This is a genomic window from Thermoactinomyces sp. CICC 23799 (assembly GCF_016055145.1).
GTDB classification, from domain to species: domain Bacteria; phylum Bacillota; class Bacilli; order Thermoactinomycetales; family Thermoactinomycetaceae; genus Thermoactinomyces; species Thermoactinomyces intermedius.
Genome location: NZ_JAECVV010000007.1, coordinates 103167 through 117298, shown reverse-complemented (window position 1 = coordinate 117298; position 14132 = coordinate 103167). Strand labels below are relative to the sequence as shown.

The 14132-nt window shown below is 43.8% G+C and carries 15 protein-coding genes; 8 read left to right on the top strand and 7 right to left on the bottom strand.

What is annotated here, in order from left to right:
- Window positions 1–130: 130 nt before the first annotated feature.
- Window positions 131–865 (top strand): alpha/beta fold hydrolase, encoded by a 735-nt coding sequence (locus I8U21_RS10745; RefSeq protein WP_232337625.1) that lies wholly within the window; start codon window positions 131–133, stop codon window positions 863–865.
- 113 nt (window positions 866–978) lie between these two features.
- On the opposite strand, the gene ahpF is transcribed toward I8U21_RS10745, so the two are convergent.
- Entirely contained in the window at window positions 979–2505 is a 1527-nt protein-coding gene (ahpF, locus tag I8U21_RS10740) for an alkyl hydroperoxide reductase subunit F (RefSeq protein WP_198053898.1), read from the bottom strand.
- 14 nt (window positions 2506–2519) lie between these two features.
- The gene (ahpC, locus tag I8U21_RS10735; protein ID WP_181731508.1) at window positions 2520–3083 is read right to left on the bottom strand and encodes an alkyl hydroperoxide reductase subunit C; all 564 of its coding nucleotides are present in this window, start codon (window positions 3081–3083) and stop codon (window positions 2520–2522) included.
- 372 nt (window positions 3084–3455) lie between these two features.
- On the opposite strand from ahpC, the gene I8U21_RS10730 reads away from it, so the two are divergent.
- The 5 genes from I8U21_RS10730 to I8U21_RS10710 all read left to right on the top strand — a co-directional run bounded on the left by I8U21_RS10730 (window position 3456) and on the right by I8U21_RS10710 (window position 7473).
- Window positions 3456–4193, top strand: coding sequence for a MerR family transcriptional regulator (locus tag I8U21_RS10730; protein WP_198053897.1), 738 nt, complete (start codon window positions 3456–3458; stop codon window positions 4191–4193).
- 88 nt (window positions 4194–4281) lie between these two features.
- On the top strand, window positions 4282–5118 hold the full coding sequence (locus I8U21_RS10725; protein WP_181731510.1) for a nucleotidyltransferase domain-containing protein: 837 nt from the start codon (window positions 4282–4284) through the stop codon (window positions 5116–5118).
- A 357-nt stretch (window positions 5119–5475) separates the two neighbouring features.
- Complete coding sequence (locus tag I8U21_RS10720; protein WP_181731511.1) at window positions 5476–5928, top strand: DUF2975 domain-containing protein; 453 nt, start codon at window positions 5476–5478, stop codon at window positions 5926–5928.
- Between the two features lie 10 nt (window positions 5929–5938).
- Entirely contained in the window at window positions 5939–6163 is a 225-nt protein-coding gene (locus I8U21_RS10715) for a helix-turn-helix domain-containing protein (RefSeq protein ID WP_181731512.1), read from the top strand.
- Window positions 6164–6225: 62 nt separating this feature from the next.
- Window positions 6226–7473 (top strand): DUF4153 domain-containing protein, encoded by a 1248-nt coding sequence (locus I8U21_RS10710; protein ID WP_198053896.1) that lies wholly within the window; start codon window positions 6226–6228, stop codon window positions 7471–7473.
- Between the two features lie 356 nt (window positions 7474–7829).
- Here the strand turns inward: I8U21_RS10710 and I8U21_RS10705 are convergent, their stop codons facing one another.
- Together I8U21_RS10705 and I8U21_RS10700 are read right to left on the bottom strand one after the other, a co-directional pair.
- A complete protein-coding gene (locus I8U21_RS10705) occupies window positions 7830–8693 on the bottom strand; it encodes an AraC family transcriptional regulator (protein WP_181731514.1) in 864 nt (287 codons plus the stop codon).
- A 351-nt stretch (window positions 8694–9044) separates the two neighbouring features.
- The gene (locus I8U21_RS10700; protein WP_198053895.1) at window positions 9045–9623 is read right to left on the bottom strand and encodes a TetR/AcrR family transcriptional regulator C-terminal domain-containing protein; all 579 of its coding nucleotides are present in this window, start codon (window positions 9621–9623) and stop codon (window positions 9045–9047) included.
- A gap of 199 nt (window positions 9624–9822) precedes the next feature.
- Here I8U21_RS10700 and I8U21_RS10695 point away from each other — a divergent pair, with 199 nt between their 5' ends.
- The gene (locus tag I8U21_RS10695; RefSeq protein WP_198053894.1) at window positions 9823–10485 is read left to right on the top strand and encodes a class I SAM-dependent methyltransferase; all 663 of its coding nucleotides are present in this window, start codon (window positions 9823–9825) and stop codon (window positions 10483–10485) included.
- Between the two features lie 478 nt (window positions 10486–10963).
- The gene (locus I8U21_RS10690) at window positions 10964–12079 is read left to right on the top strand and encodes an acyltransferase family protein (protein ID WP_181731517.1); all 1116 of its coding nucleotides are present in this window, start codon (window positions 10964–10966) and stop codon (window positions 12077–12079) included.
- Between the two features lie 260 nt (window positions 12080–12339).
- Here I8U21_RS10690 and I8U21_RS10685 read toward each other — a convergent pair whose 3' ends face one another.
- The 3 genes from I8U21_RS10685 to I8U21_RS10675 form a co-directional block, all read right to left on the bottom strand.
- Window positions 12340–12822 carry a hypothetical protein gene (locus I8U21_RS10685; RefSeq protein ID WP_181731518.1) on the bottom strand — a complete coding sequence of 161 codons (483 nt, stop codon included), beginning with the start codon at window positions 12820–12822 and terminating at the stop codon, window positions 12340–12342.
- 161 nt (window positions 12823–12983) lie between these two features.
- Window positions 12984–13472 carry an antitoxin YezG family protein gene (locus tag I8U21_RS10680; protein ID WP_181731519.1) on the bottom strand — a complete coding sequence of 163 codons (489 nt, stop codon included), beginning with the start codon at window positions 13470–13472 and terminating at the stop codon, window positions 12984–12986.
- 76 nt (window positions 13473–13548) lie between these two features.
- Entirely contained in the window at window positions 13549–14028 is a 480-nt protein-coding gene (locus tag I8U21_RS10675; protein WP_198053893.1) for a hypothetical protein, read from the bottom strand.
- Between the last annotated feature and the right edge of the window lie 104 nt (window positions 14029–14132).

Genomic DNA, 14132 nt, shown 5'->3' with positions numbered 1-14132 from the left:
ATGACCTGACATATTCATGAAGGAGGAAAGCCATGGGTTACTATGTGAAGGCAAATCATATCAATATATATGTCGAAGATTTAAGGCCATATATGTCGAAGATTTAAGGCCCGAATGCCAAAAGGCCATTTTGTTTTTGCACGGTTGGCCCGGCAATCATCATCTGTTTGAATACCAGTTCAACCGGCTTCCCAAATACGGGTATCGCTGTATCGGCATGGATATCCGGGGCTTTGGCAAGTCAGACAAACCCTTTTCCGGCTATGATTATGATACGTTGGCCGATGATGTGAGAGGGGTGGTGGAGGCGCTGGGGTTGTGTGATTTTACATTGGTCGGGCACTCCACCGGCGGTGCCATTGCGGCCAGGTATATGGGACGGCATCAGGGTTACGGGGTGTCGAAGCTGGTTTTGGTCGCAGCCGCTGCCCCCAGTTTGGTCCGGCGAACCGATTTTCCATACGGGGTTGAGAAAGAAACCATATTGCAGATCATCAAGGACACTTACCGGGACCGTCCCCGGATGCTTCGGGATTTCGGGGACCGCTTTTTTTACCAACATACATCTCAAGCATTTTCCGACTGGTTTTTCCAATTGGGGTTGGAGGCGGCGGGATGGGCCACGGCCGCCGTTGCAAAAACCTGGATCCGGGAAGTGTTGTTTGCCGATCTGGAAGTGATCCGGGTGCCGGTTTTAATCATTCACGGCATTCATGACCAAGTGGTTCCGTTTGAGCTGGGAGAAATCCAACAAAGGATGATCCGGAATGCCAGGTTGGTCCCGTTTCAATTTTCCGGACACGGATCTTTTTATGATGAGAAGGAAGAATTTAATCATCAATTGGCCAGATTTATCGGCGACTGAGCAAACCGCCGGACATCCTGTCATCCGGGGCTTCAAGCAAGGAGCCCTTTTTTGTTTTTTGCACAAAAAAAGTTGCCCCGCTGATGATCAGCAGGGCAACCGGGATAAAACCCTTAATTGCGGATCAGATAGTCAAATGCTCCCAATGCGGCGGTTGCACCGGAGCCCATGGAAATGATGATTTGTTTGTAGGCGCTGTTGGTACAATCCCCTGCGGCAAAGATGCCCGGAACGTTGGTGGCACCTTTGGCATCGACGATAATTTGGCCGCGATCCATTTCAACCGTGCCTTCCAACCATTCGGTATTCGGCACGAGACCGATTTGGACAAAGACACCTTGCAGTTTGATGTGATGCTCTTCACCGGTTTCACGGTCGACATATTTGATTCCGTCCACTTTATCTGTGCCAGTGATTTCCTTGGTTTGGGCATTGGTAATCACGGTGACGTTGGGAAGGCTGTTCAGGCGTTTTTGCAGAACTTCGTCTGCTTTTAGTTCAGGCATAAATTCGAGGACGGTGACATGATTGGCGATCCCTGCCAGGTCGATGGCCGACTCGATGCCGGAGTTTCCTCCGCCGATGACGGCTACGTCTTTTCCGGCGAATAACGGTGCGTCACAGTGCGTGCAGTTTGCCACGCCTTTGTTCCGGAATTTCTCTTCTCCGGGAACACCGACATTACGCCAACGGGCACCCGTTGCAATAATGACGGTTTTGCTTTTTAACACGGCACCGTTTTCCAGGAAGATGTCAATCATGTCGTCTTTCTTTTCGATCCGTTTGACCGTTTGTGAATCCATCACATCGACAGGGTAATCCCTGACATGCGCTTCCAGTTGGGAAGCTAGTTTTTCCCCGTCGGTTTGTTTGACGGAGATGAAGTTTTCAATGGTGGTGGTGTCCAAAATCTGGCCGCCGAAACGGTCGGCGATGATGCCGGTGCGAACCCCTTTGCGCGCCGCATAAATGGCCGCCGTTGCGCCGGCAGGCCCTCCGCCGATGATGAGGACATCAAACGGCTCTTTTTTGTTGAATTCCGATGGATCGGATTCGCTTCCGAGCTTTTTGAGAATGTCACCGATCGTCATCCGTCCGCTTTCGAAAAATTCGCCATTCAGGTATACCGTGGGCACAGCCAGGATGTCTTTGCTTTCCACTTCTTCCTGATAGGCTTTTCCTTCGATCATGGTGTGTTTGATACCCGGATTCAAAACACTCATCATGTTCAAAGCCTGCACCACATCCGGGCAGTTGGTGCAACTCAGGCTGACATACGTTTCGAAGTGGTATTCGCCATCAAGATTTTTAATTTGGTCAATAATGCTTTGCTCCACTTTGGGCGGTCTGCCGCTGACTTGCAACAGAGCCAGCACAAAGGAAGAAAACTCGTGACCCAGAGGAATTCCTGCAAAGACAATTCCTGAATCTTCTCCAACACGGTCCACGCTAAAGCTGGGCGTGCGCTCCAATGTGGTTTTTTCCACTTTGATTTTCGGGGACATGCCCGCGACTTCATCCACGAAGGCGAGCATGTCTTGGGATACTTTATCGGAGCCGGCGCTCACTTTAAGAACGATATCGTTTTCCAATAGTTGGAGATACTGTTCCAGTTGTGTTTTTATTTCTGCATCCAGCATGTATATCGCTCTCCTCAGATTTTTCCAACCAGGTCAAGGCTCGGCTTCAGGGTTTCTTCTCCTTCTTTCCATTTTGCTGGGCAAACTTCGCCAGGATGGTTGCGTACGTATTGAGCGGCTTTGATTTTGTCCACGATGGTGCTTGCGTCGCGTCCGATGCCGTCAGCGTTGATTTCGACAGCTTGGATCACGCCGTCCGGATCGATGATGAAGGTACCGCGATCAGCCACACCTTCTTCTTCTCTCAATACATCGAACATGTTGATCAGCACATGAGCCGGGTCACCGATCATGGTGTAGGTGATTTTGCTGATGGCTTCGGAATGATCATGCCATGCTTTGTGTACGAAATGGGTGTCAGCGGAAACAGAGAATACTTCCGTGTCCAGCTTTTTCAGGGTTTCATAATGATCTTGCAAGTCTTCAAGCTCGGTCGGGCAAACAAAAGTAAAGTCTGCCGGATAGAAGCAAACAACGCTCCAATGACCTTTGAAATCTTCTTCGGTCACTTCGACGAATTCACCATTTCTGTAAGCTTGCAATTTGAAAGGTTCAACTTTTTTACCGATTAAAGACATGGCTTGTTTCCTCCTGTTTTTTTAAGATATATGAAGCGCTTCGTGGGGATTGAAGGCTCGCTTCTTTAATTAATTCCTATTTAATAATAATTATAATTTATCTTGTTGTCAACGTTTAAGTAACTGAACAATTGAAACGGTCCCCGATGCCGCCAAAAAAGCGGTTTGCCGGGCTCCGTCCGCTTCCGGATGCAGGGCTGAGCTTCGGTTCCCCTTTGGTTGAAGCGTCTTCATTTTCATCTTTTATTTATTATTATCATAACTCATCATGAATAGTAATCATGCGCTTTTGATGAATAAAAAAAATGCGGAAATTTTCTTGACCCTGACCTTGGGGGAGACTTTAGAGTGGATGGCGGGAGGTGAAGCAATGTGTCTTATACCGTGCAAGAAGTGGCGAAACTCTCCGGTGTGACCGTGAAGACGTTGCACCATTATCACAAAATCGGACTGTTGATGCCAAAGCGAGTGGACGACAACGGCTACCGGTATTATGGCGATCAGGAATTAAAACGGTTGCAGCAAATTTTATTTTATCGCGAGTTGGATTTTCCGCTGAAGAAAATCAAAGACTTGTTGGATCAGCAAACGGACCGGCTGAGTTGTCTGTTGGAGCAGCATTCCCTCTTAAAAGAAAAAGAGCGGAGACTGGTCGGCATTTTGCGGACATTGGAGGAAACCATCCGGCATGAAAAGGAGGAAATTCCGATGAGAAAGGATAAGATGTTTTCCGGGTTGAATGAAACAGAATGGAAAGAAGCGATGAAAGAGCAGAATGAGTATTTGCAAAAAAACTACGGCTACGAAATCGATTCCAGCGAAATCAGTGCTGACACGATGAACGAAAAGGCGAATGAAGCGATTGAATTTATGTCGTTTATGGCATCCGCCTTGAGAAACGGCATCAGCGTCAACGACAAGCGGGTACGGGATGCGGTTGAAAAACACATCCGGTTCCTTCAAAAAGACATGGACATGGATGCAAAAGGATTTTTGGCCCAAGCCCGGTTTTTCATCATGGATGATTTTCACCGGAAGCAAATGGAAGCGCAACAGACCGGCTTGAGTTATTATCTCTTCTGTGCAGCAGAGAATTATGCGTCCGGTTAAACAATCCGACCGGGACCGCCGTCAGAATGATTGGCGGTCTTTTTCTATAAGGATGGGGATGAATGTTCATCAGAAGGAGGGATTGAACGTGGTGGAATCGATCATACAAGAAGTGACCGAAAAATTATCCTCTTTGCCTTTTGTTGAAGCGGTTGTATTGGGGGGATCCCGCGCCAGAGGCAACCACTTGCCCGATTCCGATATCGATATCGGGATCTATTATGATCCGGAGTCCTTCGATTTGGATGCGCTCAATCCATTGGCAACCGCGTTGGATGACGGGCATCGCAGCAACCTGGTTGTGCCTCCCGGGGCATGGGGAGAATGGGTGAATGGTGGCGGTTGGTTAATCATAAAAGGGTATCATGTCGATCTGATTTTACGTGACATGAAACGGGTGGAGAAAATCATGGATGAAACCGGGCAAGGTATCGTAACCGCCAATTACCAGACCGGACATCCCCACGGCTATATCAGTGCCATGTATCGCGGCGAATTGGCCATCAGCCAAATCCTGTACGCCAAAAGTAACCGGTTTGTGAAGTTGAAGAAACAGGCGGAAATTTATCCGGATGCCTTAAAGGAGAGCATGATCCGTTTTTTCTTGTTTGAAGCCGGATTTTCTCTCGAATTTGCCAGAGCCAATGCGAAAACGGGTGACAAATATTATGTGGCCGGTCAGATTTTTCGTGCTGTTTCCTGTTTAAATCAGGTGTTGTTTGCTTTGAACCGTCAATATTGCATCAACGAAAAGAAAGCGGTGGAGCTGGTGGAAACGTTTGAATACAAACCGCAAAACTACCGCTTGAAGGTGAATCGGATTTTCGAAGCCCTTGGAACTTCCCTTCCCGAATGCTGCGACAAGGCGGAGCAGCTTTATCACGAGGTGAAACAAACAGCCGGGCATGCAACAGAGGGAGAATAAATATAACAAACAGATAGATGAATCGGCTTTACATATCAATCATAAAAAATCATGCAAAATATATGTATTAAAATATAGATCAAATGATATATTAACTATCTGTGTAATTAAGTGGGTTTTCCGTTTCCATTGGAAAACCCTGATTTTTGTTTGGGTTTGTTTTCGGTCATTTTTATTTTTTTACAGGAATCCAAATCTCGCTGTAAGCTGTGGGGATTCTCAAAAGCCATGCACTTCAGACCGGAGGTTTCATATCTTAAAACGATAAAAATGAATTTAAAATCGATAATTATTTATTGCAAAACGATAAAAAATGCATTAGGATAAAATCGATAATCCATTAGTGAGGTGCTTTCTATGAAACGAGGTTCCACACTCTTTTTAAAGATCGCTGTTATTCTTATTGGAATTCCCATCCTTGCTCTGTCTGTATTTTGGTTGCCTTCTTTTGCAAATTATTTGCCTTATCCCGTTTTAATCACTGTGTATGCAACAATAATCCCGTTTTTCTTTGCTCTGTATCAGGCTTTAAAGCTGTTAAGCTATATTGACAGGAACAAAGCTTTCTCGGAATTATCTGTACAAGCATTAAAGTATATCAAATACTGTGCCGTCACAATCAGCATCTTATATGTGGCAGTCATCCCGTTCTTAATTCCAGTGGCGGATGCAGATGATGCCCCAGGTCTCGTGGGATTCCCGGTTATATTTATATTTGCTTCCTCTGTGATTGCAGTTTTTGCTGCTGTTCTCCAAAAACTCTTAAAAGAAGCCATAGAGATAAAAACGGAAAATGATTTAACGGTCTGAGGTGAATAACTTGGCGATTATCATCAATCTTGACGTAATGTTGGCCAAAAGGAAAATGAGTTTAACCGAACTTTCGGAGAGGGTCGGAATCACGATGGCCAATCTGTCTGTATTGAAAAATGGAAAGGCAAAAGCGATTCGTTTGTCAACTTTAGATGCGATTTGTAAGGCTTTGGAATGTCAGCCTGGAGATATTTTGGAATATCGAAGTGATGAAGAGAGTCAAGGATCATAAGGTATAAATATTGATGCAGAAAAGCAGGGATTGATATAACTGTTATTTGGAGAGATATCACCATGGACCATAACAATCCGATTATTAAAAATATGGCCAACCCTCATGAACTGGAGAGAATGTACAGGAAAGACCCCGAAGCTTTCAGAAAGGCATTCTTATACGCCTGGGAACAAAATCCTGATTCGCCGGTTCTTGCTGTTTGGTATGAAAGATTGCATTTTAAGGAAACAGAAACTAGAGAAAAAGTTTCCTTGCTACCAAAAGATTTTGTATTTACGACCATTTTGGCCATTATGGCCGGGATAAGCACCAGGATCATTTGGCATTTTGTCGAACAGCAAACAATAGCCCCGGTTAACCTTGTTTTCGGGTTGTTTCCATTTATTGCCGCCTGTTTTGTATACAATAGTAAACCCAAAAAAAATATTCTTTACACTCTTGGATCATTATTCCTGATTTGCGGAATCTATCTTAATATGCTGCCACTGGAGATGAAAGACAGCATTTTCCTTGTTTATCTGCACCTTCCCGTTTTCTTATGGGGATTATTGGGTGTGGCATTTACAGGAAATGAATATGGAAAAGGCAGTGCAAGATTAGCCTATCTGAAATGGAATGGGGAATTTTGCATCCTCTACGCCAGTATGGCAATCAGCGGAATGTTGCTGACAGCATTAACCATGCAGTTATTCAGATTTGTCGGGATGGATATATCTGAATTCTATTTTAAAAATGTTGTTTCATTTGGTGCTGCCGCTCTCGCTGTTGTGGCTGCATACCTGATATCCAGAAACCACCTTAAACTTGCTATAAATATTGCACCATATATAGCCAAAATTTTCAGCCCTCTTGTACTTGCCACATTGTTTGGCTATCTTATAACGGTGATTTGGGTCGGAAAGAATCCATTCCTGGATCGCGATTTTCTCATATCCTTCAACGGAATGCTCCTTAGTGTACTGGCTGTCACCATTTTTTCCATTACGGAAAGTGGCGCAGACGAGAAAAAGAATATTTTTGATTATATCAATTTTGCCCTGATTGTTCTTTCGCTTGCCGTTGACAGTGTGGCTTTATCAGCCATCGTGTTCAGGCTTTCTTCTTATGGGATATCGCCTAACAGGTTTGCTGCTTTAGGCGTAAATATACTGATCTGGGCCAATCTGATTTGGATTATGCTGTCCTATTTGCGTTTTCTGCAAAGCAAAACCGGACCTTCAACCATCCAGGAGGCCGTGACGAAATATTTGCCGGTCTACGGACTTTGGGCCGCTTTTGTTACATTTGCTTTTCCTTTGATTTTTTAATCAGAAAACAATCGGGCGCACATCCGGATGTCAGCACAACGCCAGGAGTCACCCATTGCAGATGATCAGAACAAGGTACCGGAGTTTTAAACAGATAAGTTGGAATAGGAAGTTTCCAACAATTCTCCCGAAGATCCGGATGGTACTGAGCCATTGCTTGAAAAAATGAAATGTCAACCATTGTTCCGGGAAGTGTCCCGGGAGATGCCGGAACTGCTTGAATTGGATTCCCCGGAATACAATGAAAACAGAACAAAGCATACAAAAGATATGTATAAAATATATATCAAATGATATATAAACATCTGCGAACAAAGGGTTTTCCGTCACTTGTCCGGAAAACCCTTTGTTTTGTTTTATTTTCGTTTTTTGACCGGAATCCAAATCTCGCTGTAAGCATGATTTTTTTGGCTTTGATCCCGTTTGGAAAAGGAAAAAGCAGGGGCATTGATGAGTTCATAATTGGAAGAGGGGAGCCATTCGGAATACACTTTGGCCATGGTTTCCTGCAGTGTGGAAGGGAAGGGCCCTTCATTGGGGAAGACGGCCCAAGTGCATGCAGGCACCGTCACCTTATCCAACCGGTCACTCACCTGATTTTTCGTCGTCAAAACTCCGATCATATGCGTCAATTCGCCTTCTTCTTTTAAGAAGTCAGCATCTGCTTCATAAGAAGCATTGACGACTTCATAAGGCTCGATGTTTTGAAGCGAATGCATTTCTTCTTTTTGCTCATCCGTGATGCTTTCCGCCAGTTTGACAATGTCTTGGTTGATTCCTTTGAATTGCATGGGAACCCGTTTCTTGACACCGACTAGATTAAACGCCGGTTTGTCTTCGATTCGAAACTCCATGGCATGGCCTCCTTTGACTGTGATGACAAATGAAAGTTTGGGAAAAGATTGGCTGACGCCGTTCTTGACGACATCCGAGGGCAAATGACCGCTCCATTTTTTGAAAGCCCGGGTAAAGCCGTCGAGGGTATAACCGTATTTCAAAGCCACATCGGTCACGGTCTCTCCTTGCAACAAGTCCATGCCGGCTTCCGATAATCTCCGGTTTTTTATATATTCACTCAGAGTAAAGCCGGTAAGATAAAAAAATATCTTCCGAAAGTGGTAGTCCGAAACCCCGGCATATTCCGAAATGGATTCCAGAGTCAGTTCATCGGTCAAATGATCCTCAATATAGTTGATCACGTCATTCAATTCTTTTAACACATGGTATTCCCCCCTTCGGCATCCACATCATAACAAAACGCCTTTCATTGCCGCTCGACTTTTTTCATCCGAAAAAGATCGGATCATCAAACGAGTACCTCATTGTCCGTTGTATACGTTTTCAATCGTTTTTAAAACCGGTGGTGTGATGTTGGTACAAGGGAGTTGCCATTGAGGAAGTTGCAATGGGACAAACAAAGGGTTTTCCGTCACTTGTCCGGAAAACCCCTTTGTTTTGTTTATTTTCGTTTTTTGACCGGAATCCAAATCTCACTGTAAGCATGGTCTTTTTGGTGGGGGCATTGAAGAGTTGATCATTGCGAGAAGGAGCAACCGGCGTCCGTCTCATGTCTATTTCACATGTAACAATCCTGTCAGTAACACGTTTAACCCGTACAGGAACTGCCGTTCAAAGTCCGAATCAAATGCATATTGCTTGCCAAAAAGCATTTCAAACTGTTCCAGTTCCTCTGAAGAAAGCTGCTTTGCCCGGATTTCATCGGCGACAAACGATAATATGTAATTATTGATGAGATTGGCCGCAGTCATACAGTTTTTGTCAGATACCCCGAGCTTGGTCAGGGCAGATAAAACAAATTTGATGGCTTTGATTCTGGCCGGGGTTTTGGGGACAGATTGCGCAAAAATATCGACCGCATCCCGGGTATGAAGCAAAACCCTCCTGAATTCCAAGGCAATGGCTGTTAATGCTTCTTCGGCATGGTCGATTGATTCGGGCAAAGTTACATCCCGGGTGATGTGTTCTGCGATCAAATCATATAATTCCTGTTTATTTTTGATATGCCAGTACAAGGAAGCCGCCTTGATGTTTAACTCCTTCGCAAGTGCCCGCATTGTCAAATTCCCTATGCCATCCCGGTTTAACAGATCCAGAGATGCTTTGATAATGGCTTCTTTGGTTATGGTCATCCAATCACTCCAAAAGAATATTTTAGAAACATTGACACTAACGGTGTTAGATTGTATACTGGCAGTATAAGCGGACTAACAATGTTAGGTGATTGCATTATAACCTGTTGCAACCGGATTATCAATCCATCCAAGGCAGGGGGACTTTGCACCGGTGACTGGCAGATTGATTTCCGGTTGAAAAGGGATGGTGAAAGGCATGATCAAGAACGGGAGAAAAAAGAAAGATGTCGGGATCTATGGCTTGGCGGCCAAATGGTATGACCGAAACACGCGTAAGAACCGGCTGGCAGAAATGCGGGAATATGCCAATGAAGTGGCATCGCATGTTGGCGAAAACGCAAAGATTTTGGAAGTCGCCCCCGGCCCGGGTTATTTGGCCATCGAGCTTGCAGGGAGAGGTTTTCATGTAACGGGTGTCGAGATCAGTCCCGATTTTGTGAAAATTGAAAAAGCCAACGCAAAGAAAGCCGGTGTATTTGTTGATTTTAAAGAAGGAAATGCATCCAGTTTGCCTTGTGACGACAATTTTTTCGATTTTGTGGTATGTAGTGCGGCATTCAAAAACTTCAAGGAGCCCTTAAAAGCATTGAATGAAATGCACAGAGTACTGAAACAGGGCGGAACCGCACTGATCATCGACATGAATCACGAGGCCACCGCAGAAGATATAGAGAATGAAATCAAGAAGACAGGCATGAAAGGATTTGACAAATATTTTGTAAAGTTCTCATTTAAAACTTTTCTGAGGCAAGGCGCATACACCAAAGAAGAGTTTGAGCGATTAATCAACGAATCGTGTTTTGAAAATTACAAGATTAAAAAAGAAGGTATCAGTTTGTATGTCTATCTTTATAAGTAAATGAAACGGGTTGCTCTGGCGAAAGCTGATTCACAAAATGAATGGTTGTATCTGAAAAGCGGAAACGTCGATTCCGTGCGCTCCGTTAAACCGCCTGCCAATCCAGGGGATAACATCTGGCCTGATTGGCGTTTTTTTTTTGTCTTCCATTTCACCATTCATCTCATTCAACTTCTCTCCGATTCCTTCCTTGATGAAAATGTCTTTCATTCTTGCATGTCTTATCCTTACACAAGCATCCGGCACCACTCTTCAAGATATGTCTACAGGGATTTGTAACGGAAATCATGGATATGATCGCCGCAAATGAGGGCAAGAGGATGATTCCTTTGACAAAAATAATACCCTTAAGTATAATTTGTTATACTAGTAATACTAGTTATACCAGACGCACCAAAGAAAAAAATCATGGATGAGGGCAAAAGATAAAAGCGAAAATACATCAGGCCGGCACCGCCGGTTCAAAGGGGAAAGCATGATGACAAGCGTAAAGTCTGATATCCATAAGGTTGGCAGAGTCCATTATTTGGACAATATTCGCTGGGTAACAGTGATTTTGGTCTTGATTTACCATGTGTTTTATCTGTTCAACACGGTCGGCGTGCCTTTCCCGGTTGCAGATGATGCCGGGGTACGCGCGTTTGATACGTTTTCTTATATCGTTTATCCGTGGTTTATGGTCATCCTTTTTTTAATTGCCGGGATCAGCGCCAGGTATGCGCTCTACAAGCGGACCCACCGGGAATTTTTAAAAGACAAAGTGAACAAGCTTCTGGTTCCGTCCACCCTGGGTTTGTTTGTCTTTCACTGGATCTCCGGGTACTTGAATATCAAGTGGGGAGGCGGGCTCGATTCCATTCCGGTTTGGATGCGTTATCCCGTTTTTGCCATGGCCGGAACCGGCCCTTTGTGGTTTATCCAAATGCTGTTTTTATTTTCTGTCTTCTTGGTGTTGATCCGTAAAATGGATAAAAACGACAAAATCTGGGCCTTTTGCGGGAAAATCAACATCGTCATGATCCTGTCGCTCGTTTTTGTCATCTGGGGGGCGGCACAGGTTTTGAATCCGCCTGTGATCACAACGTACCGATTTGGGATTTATGGCGCAGCTTATCTGATCGGTTACTTTGTTTTTTCCCATGATGAGGTTCAAAACGCCGTCGAAAAAATCCGGATTCCCATGTTGCTGGCGGCCGTCATTCTGGGAGTGGCCTTTACCGTCCGTTACTTTGGGGAAAGTTTCGTCTCCACAAAGTGCCTGACAAGCTTTTTGACCAACTGCTATCTGTGGGCCGCCATCCTTGCGATCCTCGGCTGTGGCAAAGCCTGGTTTAATAAAACGTCCGCTTTTGCATCCTATATGACCCGATCCAGCTTCGGTTTTTATGTGGTGCATTACTTGGTCGTTCAGGTGGTTTGTTTCTATGTTCACCATTTCAGTCCCTTGCCGAAGTCCCTGAATTACTTTTTGGCCTTGGCCATCGAACTGCCCGGCACGTTTCTCCTCTATGAGGGATTGCGGAGAATTCCAGTCATCCGCTATCTTGTGCTCGGGATGAAGAGGAAAAAAGTAAAACAACCGGCTCCCGTTTGATTCGAGGAGCCGGCTTCTTTTTTTTAGATATGCTTCCAAAATGTTTCCTGTCCCTCTGATTTTCCGGATGAACCCGAAACAAAGTCAAATTAGTCCAAGGTTCCTGGTCATGTTCTCTGGAGGCACAAACTCTTTTCAAATAATTGGTGCCTGATTTCATCAAACCCCGTATCGCTGATATGAAATTTTTCGGAAAGTTAAAATAAAAAAGAAAACCGGTTTCCATTCTACAATAGAAACCGGTTTTTTGGTCATGTTCATCAAAAAGTTTCTAACCACTTTTCTGTTAACAAGTCATATGCTTCGGCTGAATTTGGATAGTACAGATAATAAGGGAGTTTCGATTTCTTTCCGCCGGCTTTGTTAAAGCATTCCTGAAAAAACGGAACAAAGTAATCTTTAACATGGGAATCCATTTCCTCTACGAGTTCTTCATCTTCTTCCAGCTTTTCGAATTCCTCTGGTGAAAGTTCTTGCTCCAGTTTTTCATAGGCATAAAATCCAAAGGGAGCATTTCCAAATTTAAGCTCTTGTCCATTAGCATCGGTGAAAAGCTGGGTTCCCCACCCGTTCATGGGCGAAATCGTTACACCAAAAATGCCGCCATCCCCTCTGACTTCCAACAAAATAAAGGTGGTATCCGGATGAAACGGATACTGAAATAAATAAGGGAAATAAGCAATCACTTTTTCTTTTTTATCATTCATTGCCTCTTGTAAAAGTAACTTAATTTTTGGGTCCATTCGAATTCGCTCCCGTAATGCCAGTCAGTTAAAATTCGTCAAATTAATCATGCCGACTCCATTGCCAATGGGGAGCCGGCAAAAAACTTTGGGAGTTTTGTTATAAACCCGGAGTAAAACACGAGCATGATCAATGAAAATAAGAGATAAAAGGGGAGACTTTACTTTTCTTCCTTTTCTTTTTTTAAGTATTCTTCCAAAAATTCTCTGTCCTCTTGTTCTTCTGGGATCATTCCAAGGTATCGATACTTCCAAATGATTCGGCGATGCAGAGGATTGGCATCGGAGAGATCTTCATAGTCGAAATGGATTTTTATTTTTCCGGATGAATCTAAGTACAAAGTCAGATTGGTCCAAGGCTCTTGGTCATGTTTTTTGAAGGTTTCCCACAATTCTTCAAGATGGTCAAATAATTGAAAGAGCACTTTATCAAACTCAGACTGATCTATATGAAACCTTTTCGGTATATCCATGTAATAAACAGGTGATGTGCTGTTTTCAGGATAATAGTAGAAAAAAGAATAACAAAATCCTTCATTCACTTCTCCATACAAATAAACTTTCTCCCATTCTTCGGGAATCATTTCAACAATGGTTTCTCCGATTTGTTGATAAAGCTTTTCTGATTGGGTTTCGAATGGAGTATCCATGGATTTATCTTCCCCCCGTAAAATAAATAAAAAAGAAAACCGGTTTCAATTCTACAATAGAAACCGGTTTTTCGTGTTATTCAACCGAAGAGTCAATCCACCTTTCTGTTAACAAGTCATAGACATCGCCATTTGTATAGCCCAGATAATAAGGGAGTTTCGATTTCTTTCCGCCGGCTTGGTCAAAACACTCTTGAAAAAACTGAAGTAAATATTCTTTTACATAATCATCCATATCATCCACTAGCTCTTCATCTTCTTCCAGCTTTTCGAATTCCTCTGGTGGAAGCACTTGCTCCAGTTTTTCATAAGCATAGAATCCAAAGGAACCCACTTTCGGGTCTTCTCCATTAGCATCCATGTTGAGTTGTCTTCCAAATCCGTTCATGGGTGTGATCGTTGCACCAAAAATCCCTCTATCACCTCTGATTTCCAACAAGATAAAAGTGGTATCCGGATGAAATGGATATTGAAATAAATACCGGAAATGCTGAATGACATTTTCTTTTTCTAAATTAATTCCTTCTTGGAGAAGTGATTTGATTTTACGATCCATTCGAATTCGCTCCCGTAATGCCAGTCTGTTAAAATTCGTTAAACTAATCATGCCGGCCTCATTGCCAATGGGGAGCCGGTGGAAAATGCAGTGCTTTAAGCAAT